The 17,502-nt window shown below is 23.1% G+C and carries 14 protein-coding genes and 3 tRNA genes; 3 read left to right on the top strand and 14 right to left on the bottom strand.

Annotation, left to right across the window (positions count from 1 at the left end; translation table 11 throughout):
- Positions 1-317 precede the first annotated feature (317 nt).
- From ccsA to H0H35_RS00140, 8 genes are all read right to left on the bottom strand, one after another.
- Entirely contained in the window at positions 318-3,488 is a 3,171-nt protein-coding gene (gene ccsA, locus H0H35_RS00175; protein WP_185882962.1) for a cytochrome c biogenesis protein, read from the bottom strand.
- Positions 3,488-4,282: an MBL fold metallo-hydrolase gene (locus H0H35_RS00170; RefSeq protein WP_185882961.1), complete on the bottom strand. Its 795-nt coding sequence runs from the start codon at positions 4,280-4,282 to the stop codon at positions 3,488-3,490. The genes ccsA and H0H35_RS00170 overlap by 1 nt, the downstream gene beginning before the upstream one ends.
- 7 nt (positions 4,283-4,289) lie before the next feature.
- Positions 4,290-5,291, bottom strand: a complete 1,002-nt coding sequence (gene recA, locus H0H35_RS00165; protein WP_185882960.1) for a recombinase RecA — start codon at positions 5,289-5,291, stop codon at positions 4,290-4,292.
- A gap of 51 nt (positions 5,292-5,342) precedes the next feature.
- Complete coding sequence (locus H0H35_RS00160) at positions 5,343-6,401, bottom strand: lytic transglycosylase domain-containing protein (RefSeq protein ID WP_185882959.1); 1,059 nt, start codon at positions 6,399-6,401, stop codon at positions 5,343-5,345.
- A 101-nt stretch (positions 6,402-6,502) separates the two neighbouring features.
- Positions 6,503-6,700 carry a twin-arginine translocase TatA/TatE family subunit gene (tatA, locus tag H0H35_RS00155; protein ID WP_185882958.1) on the bottom strand — a complete coding sequence of 66 codons (198 nt, stop codon included), beginning with the start codon at positions 6,698-6,700 and terminating at the stop codon, positions 6,503-6,505.
- Positions 6,701-6,745: 45 nt separating this feature from the next.
- Positions 6,746-7,762, bottom strand: coding sequence for a sugar phosphate nucleotidyltransferase (locus H0H35_RS00150; protein ID WP_185882957.1), 1,017 nt, complete (start codon positions 7,760-7,762; stop codon positions 6,746-6,748).
- Positions 7,763-7,785: 23 nt separating this feature from the next.
- A complete protein-coding gene (locus H0H35_RS00145) occupies positions 7,786-8,151 on the bottom strand; it encodes a dCTP deaminase/dUTPase family protein (RefSeq protein ID WP_185882956.1) in 366 nt (121 codons plus the stop codon).
- Between the two features lie 18 nt (positions 8,152-8,169).
- On the bottom strand, positions 8,170-9,630 hold the full coding sequence (locus H0H35_RS00140; protein ID WP_185882955.1) for a lipopolysaccharide biosynthesis protein: 1,461 nt from the start codon (positions 9,628-9,630) through the stop codon (positions 8,170-8,172).
- A gap of 74 nt (positions 9,631-9,704) precedes the next feature.
- Between H0H35_RS00140 and H0H35_RS00135 the strand changes: the two genes are divergently transcribed.
- Entirely contained in the window at positions 9,705-10,388 is a 684-nt protein-coding gene (locus tag H0H35_RS00135; protein WP_185882954.1) for an ATP-dependent Clp protease proteolytic subunit, read from the top strand.
- Here H0H35_RS00135 and H0H35_RS00130 read toward each other — a convergent pair.
- The 3 genes from H0H35_RS00130 to H0H35_RS00120 all read right to left on the bottom strand — a co-directional run bounded on the left by H0H35_RS00130 (position 10,386) and on the right by H0H35_RS00120 (position 10,647).
- A tRNA-Arg gene (locus H0H35_RS00130) sits at positions 10,386-10,459 on the bottom strand. The genes H0H35_RS00135 and H0H35_RS00130 overlap by 3 nt on opposite strands.
- A gap of 4 nt (positions 10,460-10,463) precedes the next feature.
- Positions 10,464-10,538: transfer RNA gene (locus tag H0H35_RS00125), tRNA-Pro, on the bottom strand.
- A gap of 21 nt (positions 10,539-10,559) precedes the next feature.
- Positions 10,560-10,647 (bottom strand) — tRNA-Ser (locus H0H35_RS00120).
- Between the two features lie 431 nt (positions 10,648-11,078).
- Between H0H35_RS00120 and tsaD the strand changes: the two genes are divergently transcribed.
- Entirely contained in the window at positions 11,079-12,116 is a 1,038-nt protein-coding gene (gene tsaD, locus H0H35_RS00115) for a tRNA (adenosine(37)-N6)-threonylcarbamoyltransferase complex transferase subunit TsaD (protein ID WP_185882953.1), read from the top strand.
- 4 nt (positions 12,117-12,120) lie between these two features.
- On the opposite strand, the gene gcvP is transcribed toward tsaD, so the two are convergent.
- A complete protein-coding gene (gcvP, locus tag H0H35_RS00110) occupies positions 12,121-14,994 on the bottom strand; it encodes an aminomethyl-transferring glycine dehydrogenase (protein ID WP_185882952.1) in 2,874 nt (957 codons plus the stop codon).
- Positions 14,995-15,132: 138 nt separating this feature from the next.
- Here gcvP and H0H35_RS00105 point away from each other — a divergent pair, with 138 nt between their 5' ends.
- Positions 15,133-16,056, top strand: coding sequence for a malate dehydrogenase (locus H0H35_RS00105; RefSeq protein ID WP_185882951.1), 924 nt, complete (start codon positions 15,133-15,135; stop codon positions 16,054-16,056).
- A gap of 30 nt (positions 16,057-16,086) precedes the next feature.
- Here H0H35_RS00105 and H0H35_RS00100 read toward each other — a convergent pair whose 3' ends face one another.
- Positions 16,087-16,710: a thiamine diphosphokinase gene (locus H0H35_RS00100; RefSeq protein ID WP_185882950.1), complete on the bottom strand. Its 624-nt coding sequence runs from the start codon at positions 16,708-16,710 to the stop codon at positions 16,087-16,089.
- Entirely contained in the window at positions 16,711-17,439 is a 729-nt protein-coding gene (gene lptB / locus H0H35_RS00095) for an LPS export ABC transporter ATP-binding protein (RefSeq protein ID WP_185882949.1), read from the bottom strand.
- Positions 17,440-17,502: the final 63 nt, after the last annotated feature.

Genomic DNA, 17,502 nt, shown 5'->3' with positions numbered 1-17,502 from the left:
CTTTATAAGATGTATTGTTTTTTTGTGACACTTTTTGTAATTATAAAATTTTTAAAATGCATGTATTAAAATAAAGATTATAATAAAATTGTATTATTCTTTTCATGAAAAAAACGCTTTTATAATTTTTTGAACACAATCAAACGTATATTATTCATCTTTTTCTTTCATATACAGAGATTGGTTCAAAAAATAGATAATATTAAAAAGAATTGTTATAATGAATTTATTAGTAATAAAATATATAAATAAAAATAAAAAAAATTTTAAATATTTTATAAAATAAATATACTAATTCATATTTAAATAAAATATTTTCATTTTAATATATGATGTTTAATATTTTTTTCTTGTTTTTCAAAATAAAATGCTAATATTGTTATAATGGATAATAGAATTAATATATAATAAATCCAATTTGATATTAAAATAGGATCGCCTTTTGCATAAGAATGAAGTCCAGATAAATAATAATTTACTCCAAAATAAGTCATGATTATAGAACTTATTGAAAAAACACTCAAAGAATTAAAATATAATATATTTTTATTTATATATGGTATTAACCGAACATGCAATACAAATGCATAAATCATAATACTAATAAGAGCCCATGTTTCTTTTGGGTCCCAACTCCAATAACGGCCCCAACTGTTATTCGCCCAAATAGATCCTAAAAAAGTACCTATAGTTAAAAGAAACAAACCTACAGTTAAACACATTTCATTAATTATAGTTAATTTTTCTATATATATTTGGATTTTTTTATAAAATAAAGGAAAAATTTTTTTTACTATACATAAAATTAAAACTAAAAAACCTAAATAAGATCCTATAAAAAAAAATGCATAACTCATTGTAATAGTAGAAACGTGGATAATAAGCCAGTTAGATTTTAACACTGGTATTAAATTAGTTATTTCTGGATCCATAGAACTTCCATGTGCAATCATTAGTAATAGAGAAGAAATAATAGATGATATTCCGGTAACAAATTGATTTTTATAGAAAAAAAGACCTATAATAATAGTAACCCAGCTTATAAAAACAGAAGATTCATATCCATTAGTCCATGGAGCATGTCCAGATATATACCATCTTATGATTAAACTTACTGATTGAAAAATAAAAAAAATACATAATATGAAAACTAAAAATTTAGAAAAATTTAATAAATATTTTTTATCAAGAAAAATATTTACAAAAGAAAGAATGAGAATGATAGATCCTATAATAACGTATAAAAAAGATAGATAATACAATATATTGAATTTGTTGTAAAATATTTCTAAAGATATTTTTTTATCTACAGGTAAAATATATTTTGCATATTTTTTTTGATACGTTCTTATTTTATCTATTTCATGATCTGCAATTTTCCAATTTTTTGCATTATAAGAATCTGATAAAGATTGAAGATAATGATTAAACATAGAAAAACCATCAAGATTTAGATGATTAGAATCTAATACAATCCAACTAGACCATGTATGATTTTTATCATATGGAATAGGAAATATTCGGATATATTTACCTTGAAAAATTTCATGAATAATACCAATACGTTCTATAAGGTTAATGATTGTTTTATCATATTCATTTCTTTGAATTGGATCTTTTGAAAAAGCTTTTTTATAATCTTCTTCGAGAATAAATTTTAATTTTAATGTAACAGGATCTATTTGATATAAATCAATCATTGAAACATAATAATGTTTATTCATTTTTATTTTTTCGGAAAGTTTATTCCTACCTTTTTTATCAACTTTTATAAAAGGTATTTTAGTCCAAAATATATTATCTTGATGTATAGATATAAACCATTGATTTGCATCAATATCTCCTATAGAATCTTTTTTATATATTTTTCTAAGTAAATCTATTGCTAAAGTATTTATTGGTTTAATTCTTCCTTTATAATCTTGTACTAATAATTTACCAAAATCTTCTGAATGTTTTTTAGGTATATGAATAACATCAGATAGATCGTTTAAATCAATGTTATTTTCCAATTGATGAGGATTATTTGAATACAATTGGTTATGCATCATAAATATGATGAAAAAAAATATATGTTTTTTATATGTTATTTTTTTTAATTTTTTTTTTAATAAAGAAAATCTTGTTCCTTTCCAAAATAAAGTAAATAACATTCCAAAAAACATAAAAATATAACCTGTATAAGAAAAAAAAGTACCTAAATAGTCATTATTTACAAAAAGATGTGTTCCTTTTTGGTCTGGATCGTATCCAGATTGAAAAAATCGGTATCCTTTATATTTTAGGATATTGTTCATATAAATGGAATAATTTCTTTTTTTATTTTTATCTATTAATGTAATATAACTTCTAAAAAAAGAAGGTAAGTTAGATCCTGGATAATTTTTTATGTAAAATTTGTTCAATTTTAAATAAAACGGGAGATCTAATTCTATTGATCCATATCCAATTGATATTTGATGATTGTCAATATATAAAGGAGTACTCATTTTGACAAAATTTTTACCTCCTAAAAAAGTAATCAACCTATTTTGTTTCTTAAAAGAAACTAATGTAGTAATAGCACTTAAAGTATTTTCATTCCCATCTTGTTTTTTTTTATCCTCTATATATGTGATTTCTCCTTTTATAATTCCTTCTGGAAGGACTAAATGAATAATCGAATGATTTTTATTATAAATTTGATATAATTTTTTTAATTCTAAAATACTATTTACGTTCTTTTTTAAGATATGAAAATGTTTTTGATTTATCATATTAAAACATTTTCCATCGAAAGATGATTTTATATATAGTTTATTATTTTTTTCAAAAATATTTATACCAAAAGGTATTTCATGATTAAATGAACAATCAACACCATTTATATTTTTTTTTTCTCCACTTTTAATAAATAATTCTATTCTTTCTCCACTATTATTTGTTGAAACAATTCTAATAAATTGATTGATTGGTTTGATCCTTGATAAAAATTCTTTTGCATATGGAATATATTTAATAATTTTTATTTTTATAGGATGACTTTGAAATAAAAATTTTTTTTCAAATCTATCATGAAATTGAGTTAAAATATAAGGTACATTATAATTTTTTTTGAAATTATTATGTTTTATTTCCAATTTTACATAACTTTTTTGCGAAATGATTTTTCGACTAGCAAACCCTTCTCTTATTGAAAGAATCCCTTCCGAATTATAATATCTAGAAAAAAAACCTCCAATAAAAATAAATATAAATGATATATGAAAAATAAAAATAGGAATTTTCTTAAAATTCCATAATTTATATTTCCATATATTTCCTATTAAACTTAATAAAATACAAAACATTAAAACTTCAAACCACAACGAATTATAAATAAAAACGTGAGCTACATCTGTAGAATATATTTTTTCTAAGAAAGTAGCAATAGACATGGAACATGCAAATATTAAAAATAAAAAAGGGGGGATTTTTGATGAAAAAAATACATATTTTAATATTTTCATTATTTTATTGTAATTTTTAAACCATCATAAGCTAAATACACATTTCTTGGTAATTTTTTTTGTATTTTATCATGAAATCCAACTAAATGACTAATATGTGTTAAAAATGTTTTTTTAGAAGATATCATTTGAATGATATTTAATGTTTCTTTTATAGCAAAAGAATATGAATGAATTTTTTGTCTTAATATATTTATGACTAAAATATCTAATCCTTGTAATTGATTAATAGTATAAGATGGGATATAACTAGCATCGGTTATATATGCAAAATTATTTATGCGAAATCCTAAAATAGGAATATGGTCATGATATATAATTAATGGATAAATATTAATATTTAATATGGAAAAAGGATAATTGTTTTCTGTTAATTTATTTAGTGAAATTTTTATTATGTTAGTTTTTTTTTGATCCGATGAAAAAATATAAGAATATCTTTTTTTTAAGTTATCTAAAACTCGAACTAATCCATAAATAGGTATAAATTTCATCATCAAAGTTCCATTTTTATCATAAAAATAATTCATAGGTCTTAAATCTTCTAATCCACCAATATGATCATAGTGTTCATGTGTGATAAGGACTGCATCTATATTTTTTTGATTATTTTGAATCATTTGATAACGAAAATCAGGACTACAATCTATTAACAATATTTTTGTATTTTTTTCAATTAATATAGAACTTCTTAATCTTTGATCTTTTGAATTGTTTGATAAACATACTGGATGATTAGATCCAATAATAGGAATACCTTGAGATGTTCCAGTTCCTAAAAACGTAATTTTCATTTTATACTTATAATAACATTTTGAAATATTGGTTCATTATATTATTTTCTATTTTAATGGTAATATTTTCTTTCTTTTTTAAAAAATCCTTAACAGATTCACGTCCTTGTCCTAATCGAAAATTTTCATAACTAAACCATGACCCATTTTTTTTAATAAGACCTAATTCTACCCCCATATCGATGATTTCTCCCATTTTAGAAATTCCTTCTCCGTATAAAATATCAAATTCAGCAATTTTAAAAGGAGGAGATAATTTATTTTTTACGACCTTTACTTTTGTTCTATTTCCTAATATTTGTTCTCCATTTCGGATTTGAAATCCTTTTCGAATATCTAATCGTATTGATGAATAAAATTTTAAAGCATTTCCTCCAGTTGTTACTTCTGGATTACCATAAACTCCTATTTTTTCTCTTAATTGATTAATAAATATTAATATACTTTTAGATTTTCCTATACTAGAAGTTAGCCTCCTTAAAGCTTGCGACATTAATCTTGCTTGTAATCCAATTTTAGTATCTCCTATATATCCTTCTATTTCACTTTTAGGAGTTAAAGCAGCAACAGAATCTACAACTATAAGATCAATAATATTAGATCTAACCAAATTATCTACTATATCTAAAGCTTGTTCTCCATTATCTGGTTGAGATATTATTAATTCGTTTATATTTACACCAATTTTTTTAGCATAAAAACAATCAAAAGCATGTTCTGCATCTATAAAACTTGCAAAACCTCCTAATTGTTGCGATTGTTTGATTGCATGTAATGCTAATGTTGTTTTTCCAGAAGATTCTGGTCCAAATATTTCAATAATTCTACCTTTTGGAAAACCCTTAATTCCCAATGCTATATCTAAACTGATGGATCCTGAAGATATAACCTCTATATGATTAATTTTTGAATCTCCCATTTGCATAACAGTTCCTTTTCCATAAATCTTATCCATTTTATCCAATACAAACTTTAGAGATTTTTTTTTTTGTTCAGTTTTTTCCTTCATAGACCCTTATTACAATTTTTTTATCTATATAAAAAATAATTTTTATAATAATTAGTGTTTTTTATTATTCCAATTAAATTTTTTTTTAATCATATAGTTTTTTTTTTGTTTTGGTAATCTTAGAAACAATCTTTTTTTATAAGGTATTAATTTAAAAATAATATATTTTGGATTTAAAAAAAATAAATCTTGATGAGATATATTTAAACTATAAGAAAAAAATCTCATAGATATTTGCTCTTTTATGGGAATTAAAATGGTTTCTTTATATTTATATTTATGACAATAATAATTGAATACGGGTATTTTATGTTCTTTATAATAGTTCATTATATAATTGATGGCAATAAAATTAGGAATATAATTTTGAGTTTCTTTTGAAAAAAAATTTAATAAAATCCAAAAATCTTTTTTATTGTGATTCTTTAAAATTTTGTATATATTTTTAATACCAGAATTATAAGCTGCTAAGACTAATTCCCAATTCTTTATTTTTTTGTATAAAAATTTTAAATATCGACAAGCGGCTATTGTAGATTTCACGGGATCATTTCGATCATCTATATTTCTAAAAATATTTAAATTATAAATTTTTCCAGTTTTTGGCATAAATTGCCAAATTCCTTTTGCTCCAGATTTTGATGTAATAGTGGGATTTAGATTAGATTCTACAATAGGTAGATATTTTAATTCTTTTGGAAGTTTATATTCATTCAGTTTTTCTTCAAACATAGGAAGGTAAAAATCGGATAATGATATAATTTTTCCCATATATTTTCCCATACGTAAATATTTTTCTACGGATGCATGTACCATCGTATTATATTTTAATATCCTCATTTGGGATTTTTTATTAATACTATTAATTCTGAATTTTAATTTATCCGAATTGATATTAATTATGGTAAACTGTTTTTTTTTATTGTTTTTTTTACAATATGAAAATTGTGATTGGCATCCTATAACTATCATACAAAGTTTTTCTATATTTCGAATATAAGCTCTTTGAATAAATAAATTTTTAGGATGGATTAAAATACGATTTTGTTCCGAAAACGGTTTGGAAAATGATTGGACAATCAAGCTTTTTATAATAAATATAAAAAACATAATATTTTTAGTCGTTATCGTTTCCACTATTAATTTTTGAAAATTTTTTTTTTATAAATAAATGTGAATGAACAAACGGAATAATACGTAAAAAAAAAGATTTATTTTTTTTCTTCAGATTCAGAATTTTTTTCTTCTGAAGCTTTTTTAAATTCTTTTAATCCCGTACCTAAACCTTTCATTAATTCTGGTATTTTTTTACCACCAAAAAGTAAAAGAGCAAGAACAACAATCACAACAATTTCTGTTGTTCCAAAAGTACCTAAAAATATTAAAAATACAATAGAAATAAAATCCATCAAATGGAATTTTTTATCAAATATAAAAAAAAATTACGAATTTTTTTAGTTGAAAATGGAGTAATCTCCAATATTGATTTCTTTTTCAGTATTTTTATAATAAGAAAACTTTCCAAAAATACTTTTGGTTAAATTAGCAGATGATATATTAGTATATTTTTGAATAATAGATTTTTTAATATTGCTATTTTTTATTATAGCATGTTGTTCTATCGAAACAAATGGACCGATAATAGAATTTTCTATGAAAGTATGATCCCCAATATAACAAGGTTTTATAATCAAACTATTTTTTAGTATAGCCTTTTTACTAATTAAATCTAACTCTTTAGATTCAATAGAAAGTAATTTAGAATGAGAATCAATAATTTTGTTTTTATTTCCAAAATCTATCCATATATTCGTATTTTTATTTATAAATATTTCACCTTTTTTTCTCATATTTTCTAAAACAGATGTTAGTTGATATTCTTCTTTATTTTTTATTTTATTTTTTAATAAATATTCAAGTTCTTTCATCAATAAAAAACCGTCATGAAAATAATAACAACCTACCATAGCTAAATTAGATTGATATTTTCTTGGTTTTTCTATAAAATGAATAATTTTTCCATAAGAATCACATTGAATAACTCCAAATAAATGAGGATCTTTTACCTGTTTTGTCCATATAACATTTTTTTTATGATATATTTCTTTTTCAAAAGAATTATTATAAAACAAAGAATCAGGATATGCAATAAACAATGGACCTGATAAATTTTTTTTTGCTTTTAGTAAAGCATCTGCTGTACCGATTGGATATGTTTGATAATAAACAATTGGATTCATTCCAATAATACTATGAGTTATATTTAATATTTTTTCTTCTATTTTTTTTTTAGAATATGGAATAATAAAAATGATTTCTTTTATTGAAAAAAATTTAATTAACCTTTGAAAGTTATATAAAAATCTATTTAAAATAGTTTTTCCAGAAATAATTAAAAATGGTTTAAGTGTATTTATAGTATGTGGATAAAGACGTACTCCTTTACCAGCCATAGGAATTATAATTTTCATTATCTAATTTTTTGATTATTTTTTTATATTCCGGTACTTCCAAAAGATTTATTCCCTCTTATACTTTTTTTTAAAATGAAAGTATTATTCCAATAAACATTTTTTATATTGTAGATAATGGAGATGATGGCTAGTTTTTCATTAGGTTTAATTATTAAAGGTTTTTTTTTCCAAAAAGTATTAATTACAATAATTTTTATTTCCTTATTACTTTCAATATGAATTATGCAAATAGATTTTATAAAAGTTTTTTTTAAAAATAAAAATATTTTTTTATCTAAATTGCATAGGATTAATCCTGTAGGTATTAATTTTCTTTCTAGAAAATTAATAAAAATAGATTTTTTATTATTAGAATAAACTAATTTCGACTGATTATTTGTTTTCACGGTATCAAAAACTTCATTTTATTTAAATAGATTTAACAATCTTTTTTTTTCAAAGATGAAAATAATGAATAAATATAAAAATTGATAAATAAAATTTATTTCTACTTCATTTTTTTTTGTAGAAAATATGGTAAATATTGCTAAAAATAAATGAAATAGGATATTTTTTATTTTTTTAGTGAAAAAATTCCTAAATTTTTTTAAAATCCAAATATATAATGCAAATAGCATACTTCCATATGAGAAAAAAGTTCCCCAAGCAGGAATCATAAAATTTTTTTTTGAAATTAATATGAAAATAGTATTAAAAAATAGCGTGATAAACAATCCAATTAAAGAACAAAAAGTACCAACAAAGGGTTTATTGATTGTTTTATACAAAATTGATAAGTTAGTGTAAATTCCTAACAATAAATATCCCATCATTATAATAGGAATAATAGAAATAGCTGAATGATATTTTTTACTAATAATATTTTGAATAAAAATGGGAATATTACTACATAATAAAACATAAAATATCAATCCAAATAACATAAAAAAATAAGTAATTTCTTCATAATAATATATTGCATCAGAATCATTAGATTTTTTAAAAAAAAAAGGTTCAATGCCTAATCGAAATACTTTTTGATATAAACTTATAAAAGATGAAATTTTGTAACAAGCAGAATAGGCTCCGTTAATTTCATCTGAAATGAATCTTTTAATCAAAATTTTATCTAAATTTTCATTGATAGAATAAATGATTGTTCCAAACATAATAGACATACCATAGTATAACATCTTTCTTGCAAGAACTTTATTGAATTTATAGAGAAAAAACTCATAAAAAAGAATAGGAATTACCAATAAAAAATTTATAATAGAAGAAATTACATTTGAAAAAAATATATAACCAGTTCTATCTGTAAAAGAATTGACTATTTTGTATATAATAAGTAAATAGTGATTATGAGACATTCTAAAATTTTTATATACAAAAAACATGTAAAAAACCAAAATAGACTGTATGAATACAACAATAATATTGATAGTTATATAATAAAGTGGTTTTTCATTTACACGTAACCAAGCCATAGGAATAATGGATATGGTATCAAAAAAAACAATTAAAAAAAACATGATAAAATATTCCGAATGATTTGAATATCCTGATATGTGAATTAAATAATTTTTACAATTTGTAGATATAATAAAAAATATAGTAGAAATGAAAAATTGTAGGATTAATCCAGTTGAAAAAACAGTTTTTTTATCATATTTTTTTTCATATAAAAATCGAAAATATGCACTTTCTAATCCAAAAGAAACAAATCCTATAGCTAGAAAAGATAAAGAATACATATCCGTATAAAGAGAAAACTCTCCTCTTCTTAAAGAAAAAGTAAAAAATTTTAGAAAAATATAATTGATAATTTTTGGAAAAATAGATCCTATCGAATAAATAATGGTTTGTTTTGCTAATTTTTTATACAAATTCAGTTTTTTTTCAAAAAATTAAAAAAAGTAATTTTATATATGAAATAATTAAAATATTTATAAATAACAAAATGAATTACCATAAAGAATCTAAAGAATTTATAAAATATGCAGTAAAACATCAAAATATTAATAGTTTAAGGATTCATGAATATGTCAAATTAATGACACCTTATATTGTCGAAGAAAGAAAATTGAATATAGCTCAAATGGATGTTTTTTCGCGTTTGATGATGGATCGAATTATATTTCTAGGTACTGTAATTGAAGATAACATAGCTAATATTATACAAGCTCAATTACTTTTTTTGCAATCTACTGATCCTAAAAAAGATATACAAATATATATAAACTCACCAGGAGGAAATGTTTACGCAGGTTTAGGAATATATGATACGATACAAATCATAGAACCAGATGTCTCTACTATTTGTACTGGTATGGCTGCATCTATGGCTGCAATTTTATTATGTTCAGGTATGAAAAATAAGAGATCTTCATTAAAACATTCTAGGATTATGATTCATCAACCTATAGGAAAAACGGAAGGACAAACTTCAGATATCGAAATTACAGTTCGAGAACTATTAAAGTTAAGAGAAGAACTTTATGAAATTATATCACATCATACTGGATTGCCAATTGAAAAAATTGAAAAAGATTCAAATAGAGATTATTGGATGACATCTTATGATGCAAAAAAATATGGAATGATTGATGAAGTTTTAGAAAAAAAACATTCTAAAAAAAGATGATCACGACAGGATTCGAACCTGTAACCTACTGCTTAGAAGGCAGTAGCTCTATCCATTTGAGCTACGTGATCAGTATCGGGGTAGCAGGATTTGAACCTACGATCTCCTGGTCCCAAACCAGGCGCGATGACCAAACTACGCTATACCCCGTATTGAAACAATCAATTCATGCGGAGAATGTGGGATTCGAACCCACGAAGTATTTTTTATATACCGACAGTTTAGCAAACTGTTCCGTTAACCACTCCGGCAATTCTCCAAGAGAAATACAAATCTAAAATAGATATATTAAATAAACAAATAAATGAATTTGTTATTATTTATTTATATCGAGAATAATTTAATTTTAGGATGATATACATTTATGAATTCTTTTTAATACAAAACATATATGAATTATTTACGATTTTTGATTGTATTTTTATTCAGAATTTTAAAAATTAAATGAAAAATCGAAATTTCTACTTCTATAAAATTAGAATTATAAATTTGAATATTCATCAATGATTTCATATTAAAAACATATATATTTTTTTGTAAAAAGATGATAAGTTAATAAAAATATTATTTTTTATGATAAAATAAATTTTTTTCACTAGGATATCTATTCTGTAAATTATATAATTATGAATTTTTTATGGTTGAAGAAAAAATGATTTATTTTTTTTCAAATATATTGTTATTTTTTGTATGCAAAAAGAATTAATTATTATTGGAATTGAATCATCATGTGATGATACAGCTGTATCTATAATCAAAGGTAGAAAAGTTTTATCTAATATTATTTTTCATCAAAATATTCACAAAAAATATGGAGGTGTTGTACCAGAATTAGCTTCAAGATTACATGAAAAAAAACTACCGTTAGCTACTAAAAAAGCAATTTTTTTATCAAAAATAGATCAAAATCAAATTGATGGAGTATCAGTCACTTTTGGACCTGGATTAATAGGTCCTTTGTTAGTAGGATCTTCTTTTGCAAAGTCTTTTTCTATGGGATTAGGAGTACCTTTATTATCTGCAAATCATATTCAATCTCATATTTTTACTCATTTTATAGAAAATGCAAATATTAATAATAATTCTTATCCTAAATTTCCATTTTTAAGTTTAGTCATTAGTGGAGGTCATACTCTAATAATAGAGGTTAATCATTTTTTTCATATGAAAATATTAGGATCTACTCTAGATGATTCTGTTGGAAATGTTTTTGATCAAATTGCTCGCATTTTAGGAATTCATTATCCAGGAGGTCCTATGATAGATTTTTTTTCAAAATATGGAAATAAAAACAAATTTCATTTCTCAAAACCATTAGTTAATGGTCTAAATTTTAGTTTTAGTGGGTTAAAATCTCAAATTAGAAAATTTATCGAAAATAATATCAAAAACGATCCTTTTTTTATAAAAAAACATATTCATGATATATGTGCTTCAATGCAAAAAATTATATCGGAAATTCTTTTAGAAAAAGTCTATCAAGCTATTTTACAAACTAATATCTTTAGAGTATCTTTATCAGGTGGTGTTTCTGCTAATCATGAAATTCAAAATACTTTTTTATCTTTTTTTAAAAAAAAAACAAAAAAATGGGAATTATTCCTTCCTAAAATAGAATATGCAACGGATAATGCAGCAATGATTGGAATTTCAGGTATTTTTAAATATGAAAGAAAAATGTTTGAATCATTAGACACATCTCCATTTTCAAAATTAAAAAAATTTTGAAAAATCAAATACATCTACATATAAAATTTCTATCTCCATATACATCATTCACACGATCTATTGGAATCCAAAACTTTCTTTTTTTGATCCAAGTTAGTGGATATGATGCTTTTTTTCTACTGTATGGATAAATCCAATTATCATGTGTTAATGTTTCAACACTATGTGGCGCGTTTTTTAAAACATTATCTTTAGTAGAATAAATTCCATCTTCAATTTCTTGAATTTCTTTTCTTATATTAATTAATGTATCTATAAAAAAGTCTATTTCTTTTTTTGATTCACTTTCTGTTGGTTCAATCATCATACATCCATCTATAGGAAAAGAAATAGTAGGAGCATGGAATCCATAATCCATCATTCTTTTTGCTATATCTGTAACTTCTATATTAAACCTTTTAAAAGGGTTACAATCTATAACTAATTCATGTGCTACGGTTTTATTTTTTCCAATATATAATATTTTATAATAGTTTTTTATTTTTTCTCTGATATAATTAGCATTCAATATAGCTATTTCTGTACATTTTTTTAATCCATATGAACCTAACAAACGTATATAAGCGTATGGTATTGTCAAAATCATTGATGATCCATACGGAGAAGAAGAAACGGATAATATTTGTTTGTTTTTATATTTTTTATATTCGTTATAAAATGGATTTTTTGGTAAAAAAGGAACTAAATGTGGTCCAACACAAATAGGACCCATACCAGGACCACCTCCACCATGAGGAATAGAAAAAGTTTTATGTAAATTGAGATGACAAATATCAGCTCCTAAATCATATGGGTTCATTAATCCTATTTGAGCATTCATGTTCGCTCCATCCATATATACTTGTCCTCCATTTTTATGAATAACATGGATAATCTCCCTAATATTTGTTTCATATACACCGTAAGTGGATGGATAAGTAATCATTAATACAGATATTGATTTTTGATATTTTTTAATTTTTGTATTTAAATCCATTTCATCAATGGATCCATTTTTTTTTGTATTAATTGATATAATATTTAACCCTGCCATTGTAGCTGAAGCTGGATTAGTTCCATGAGAAGATGAAGGAATTAACGCTATATTTCTTTGATTTTGTCCTAATGAATGATGGTAATGTTTAATAACCATTAATCCAGCATATTCCCCTTGTGCCCCCGAATTTGGTTGAAAAGAAACTCCAGAAAAACCAGTAATTTCTTGAAAATATTTTGTTAACATTTTAATGAGAAATTGATATCCTTTTGCTTGTTCATCAGGAACAAAAGGATGAATATTATTCCATTGTTTTTGACTTATAGATAATAATTCTGTAGAAGAATTTAATTTCATCGTACAAGATCCTAATGGAATCATGGAATGATTTAATGAAATATCTTTTCTTTCTAATTGTTTGATATAACGGATAAGATTTGTTTCAGATTGATATTCTTTAAATATTTTATTTTCTAGAAAATTAGAGGATCTGATTAAACAGTTAGGAATTTTATTATAATTTTTTTTTTTATACGAAATATATTGTTTATTCTTTTTTTGATATTTATCAAATATAGAAAAAATGTCATTTATATCTTTTTGAGAAGTTGTTTCATCAAGAGTAATAGTTAAGTAATTGTTATTTATATATCTAAAATTAATTTTTTTTTGTTTTGCTATATTTTGGATATATCCATTCGAATGATGATTTTTAATTCTAAGAGTATCAAAATAAAATTTATTGACTTGATCAATATTATTAATATTATTTAATAACATCGATTCTAATTTTTTAGATAATTTATGAATCAAATTTGCTATATTAATTAGTCCTTTTTTCCCATGATATATTCCATACATGGAAGCCATTATAGCAGGAAGAACTTGAGATGTACAAATGTTAGAAGTCGCTTTTTCTCTTCTGATATGTTGTTCTCTTGTTTGTAAAGACATGCGATACGCTTGATTGTTATTTTTGTCTTTAGATATGCCAATAATTCTTCCAGGAAGAAACCTTTTATATTGTTCATGAGTAGAAAAAAATGCAGCATGTGGACCTCCATATCCCATCGGAATTCCAAAAGATTGACTAGATCCTATAACTACATCTGCTCCCCATTCTCCAGGAGGTTTTAATAGAGATAAAGCAAGAAGATCTGTTGATATAATAATTGATATATTATTTTGTTTTGCATATTCAATAGTTTCTTCATAATTATATATTTCTCCTAAAGAAGTAGGATAAGATAACATTAATCCAAATATTTTTTTATATTTTTTTCGGAATAAATTTTCATGAGAATCTTGTATTAACTGAATTCCTAATCCAAAACATCTTGTTTTGATAACAAAAAAAGTTTGAGGAAGTACTTCTTCAGAAATATAAAAACAATAACTATTATCTATTTTTTTTTTTTTAATTTTTTCTTGATATATCATAAACATAGCATCTGCAGCAGATGAAGATTCATCTAACATAGATGCATTGCTAATTTCCATACCAGTAAGATCGGATATCATTGTTTGAAAATTTAGAAGAGCTTCTAAACGACCTTGAGATATCTCTGATTGATATGGTGTATATGGGGTATACCATCCTGGATTTTCTAATATATTCCGTTGAATGACGCTTGGTGTGATAGTATTTTTGTATCCTAATCCAATGTAAGAACGGTAATTTTTATTCTTTTTACTAATTTTATTAATGTGATTTAAATATTCATATTCTGAAATAGAATTTGGAATATTTAATTTTTTTTTAATATATATATCATTAGGAACAGTTTTTTCAATAAAATTCTTTATAGAGGAGCTTTTTAATTCTTTTAACATTTCATTTATCTCCTTACGAGATGGACCTATATGTCTAGAAAGAAATTTTCTTTTATTATGTTCTTTCATATACAAAAATTATGTTACATTTAATCAGGAAATACAAATTTAAAAAAATAAATATTGTAAATTTTATGTTATTATTTCATTCAAATTTGATCGATTTGATATGGTATTTTATTATATTTGTAATAATTAAAAAAGTAAATGAAAGTTACTATTATTGGTTCTGGAAATGTAGGTGCTACTTGTGCTAGTATTTTAGCTCAAAAGGACATAGTCGATGAAATTATTTTATTAGATTCTAAAGAAAAACTATCTGAAGGTAAAAGTTTAGATATATCACAAATGACTCCAATTACAAGATCAAATACAAAAGTATGGGGATTTCACTGTGATTTTTCTAAATCGAGAAATTCTGAAATAATCATTATTACTTGTGGAATCACAAGGAAAGCAAATATGAGTCGTGATGATTTAGTTCAATGTAATATGAATATTATTGCTTCTGTTACTAAAAAATCTCAACATTTATCTCCAAATGCTAAATTTATAGTTGTATCCAATCCATTAGATATTATGACATACATATGTTATATAAATGCAAAAATTAGTCGTTTTCGCATCATAGGTATGGCTGGAATTTTAGATTGTGCAAGATATAAATATTTTTTATCTAAGAAATTAAATGTATCATCTTATGATATACAATCTTTATTCTTAGGAAGTCATGGTGATACAATGGTCCCTTTATATAGATATACATCTATATCTGGTATTCCAATTACCGAATTCATATCAGAAATAGAAAATGATATTCTTATAAATAAGACAAAAAAAGGAGGAGAAGAAATTATTAATTATATAGGAAATTCTGCTTGGATGGCTCCCAGTATATCGATTGTGGAAATAATTGAAGCTATTATAAAAGATAGTAAACGAATATTTCCTTGTTCTATATTATTAAAAGGAGAATATAATATACATAATATATGTTTAGGAGTTCCTGTTGTTATAGGAAAAAGTGGAATCGATCGAATTATAGAATTAAAATTAAATGAAAAAGAAAAATATCTTTTAAAACAATCTGAAAAACAAATACAGAAAATAATATATAGGTTGCGTACCTAATCTCAGTTTTTATCAAAAAAAATGAATTTGTTATTTTTCTATAAAAATTAATAATTCTCCTTTTTTATATTTAATTTGAATTTTTTTATCGATAGATATGTTTCTTATTCCTATATTTCTACCTATTTCTAGTATTTCATTTTGAATACAATATTGGAGACCCGTCGTTTTTAATCCATTTACTTTTGGAAATGGAAATAACGATACTTTTTTGTTTTGTTTTATATAAAAATAATTTATTTTTTCAGAAAAAAAATATACATGATATTCATCATGAAAAATGATAGATAATTGTTTTTTATATTTTAAAGCCGTAGATAAATTTCCTAAAAAATGATCTTGTTCTTTTCCACTAGCACCCCAAACGTTGACGTTTAAAAAACCCTTTTTTTGGATAATATTCAAAGCTTTATCAAAATCTGTATATTTTTGATTATAAGTGTTATATTGTGTAATTTTTTTCATATGAATATCTTTTTTTAATAGAGAATCAAAATCTCCAATAATATAATCAATTGGTATTCCATATTTTTTTAAATAATAAAATGAACCATTCACAGAAAATATTTTTTTTCCACAAAAATCTTTATTAAAAGGAGGTGGAGTTCCATTAAGGAATAATTCTATTTCTGGGCCTTTAAAACGATGATACATTTAAATTTTCCATTTTTTAAAATAACTTCCTAAATAAATTTTTATTACAAATGGATCTTTCATTACTTCTTTTGAAGTACCTTCTTTTAAAATTTTTCCTTTATATATTAAATACATACGATCTGTTATAGAAAACAGTTCTTTGATATTATGATCTGTAATTAAAATTCCTATATTTTTTTTTTTCAATGTAATAAAAATTTTTTGTAATTCTTCTATTGTCATAGGATCTATCCCAGAAAAAGGTTCATCTAATAAAATTAATTTAGGATTTATAGCTAGACATCGAGCAATTTCAGTTTTTTTTCTTTCTCCTCCAGAAAGAGAATAGCCTTGATTTTTTCTAATTTTTTGTATTCCTAATTCTTTTAAAAGTTTTTCCGTTATTTCTTTTTTATTTTTAAAATATTTTTTATGCATTTCTAATATGGATAAAATATTATCTTCTACAGATAATCTTCTGAAAATAGATGGATCTTGAGATAAATATCCAAGACCTTTTCGAGAACGTTTATATAAAGGAAGATTTGTTATATCCTCTGTATCAAGAAATAGAGAGCCCTTTTCTGGATGGATTAATCCTATTAAAGTGTAAAAAATAGTAGTTTTTCCTGCACCATTAGGTCCAATTAAACCTACTATTTCACCCTGTTTTAATTGTAAAGAAATATTTTTTATTATATATTTTTTATTGTATTTTTTGTATAAATTTTTTGTTTTTAGTATCATAATTTTTATTTTTATTTAATTTTCGAATGAAAGTCTATATTATTTTTAATAAATATTTTATGA

The sequence above is a fragment of the Blattabacterium cuenoti genome, assembly GCF_014252435.1.
GTDB lineage: Bacteria > Bacteroidota > Bacteroidia > Flavobacteriales > Blattabacteriaceae > Blattabacterium > Blattabacterium cuenoti_X.
The sequence above is the reverse complement of the archived record's forward strand: the minus strand, read 5'-3'. Positions and strand labels throughout refer to the sequence as shown.

Excerpts from the sequence above, each read along its gene's own strand:
- H0H35_RS00105 (WP_185882951.1), top strand. The coding sequence starts at position 15,133 with ATGAAAGTTACTATTATTGGTTCTGGAAATGTAGGTGCTACTTGTGCT.
- recA (WP_185882960.1), bottom strand. The coding sequence starts at position 5,291 with ATGAAGGAAAAAACTGAACAAAAAAAAAAATCTCTAAAGTTTGTATTG.
- gcvP (WP_185882952.1), bottom strand. The coding sequence starts at position 14,994 with ATGAAAGAACATAATAAAAGAAAATTTCTTTCTAGACATATAGGTCCA.
- H0H35_RS00100 (WP_185882950.1), bottom strand. The coding sequence starts at position 16,710 with ATGTATCATCGTTTTAAAGGCCCAGAAATAGAATTATTCCTTAATGGA.
- tsaD (WP_185882953.1), top strand. The coding sequence starts at position 11,079 with ATGCAAAAAGAATTAATTATTATTGGAATTGAATCATCATGTGATGAT.
- lptB (WP_185882949.1), bottom strand. The coding sequence starts at position 17,439 with ATGATACTAAAAACAAAAAATTTATACAAAAAATACAATAAAAAATAT.
- H0H35_RS00150 (WP_185882957.1), bottom strand. The coding sequence starts at position 7,762 with ATGAAAATTATAATTCCTATGGCTGGTAAAGGAGTACGTCTTTATCCA.
- H0H35_RS00160 (WP_185882959.1), bottom strand. The coding sequence starts at position 6,401 with ATGTTTTTTATATTTATTATAAAAAGCTTGATTGTCCAATCATTTTCC.
- tatA (WP_185882958.1), bottom strand. The coding sequence starts at position 6,700 with ATGGATTTTATTTCTATTGTATTTTTAATATTTTTAGGTACTTTTGGA.
- H0H35_RS00135 (WP_185882954.1), top strand. The coding sequence starts at position 9,705 with ATGAATTACCATAAAGAATCTAAAGAATTTATAAAATATGCAGTAAAA.
- ccsA (WP_185882962.1), bottom strand. The coding sequence starts at position 3,488 with ATGAAAATATTAAAATATGTATTTTTTTCATCAAAAATCCCCCCTTTT.
- H0H35_RS00170 (WP_185882961.1), bottom strand. The coding sequence starts at position 4,282 with ATGAAAATTACGTTTTTAGGAACTGGAACATCTCAAGGTATTCCTATT.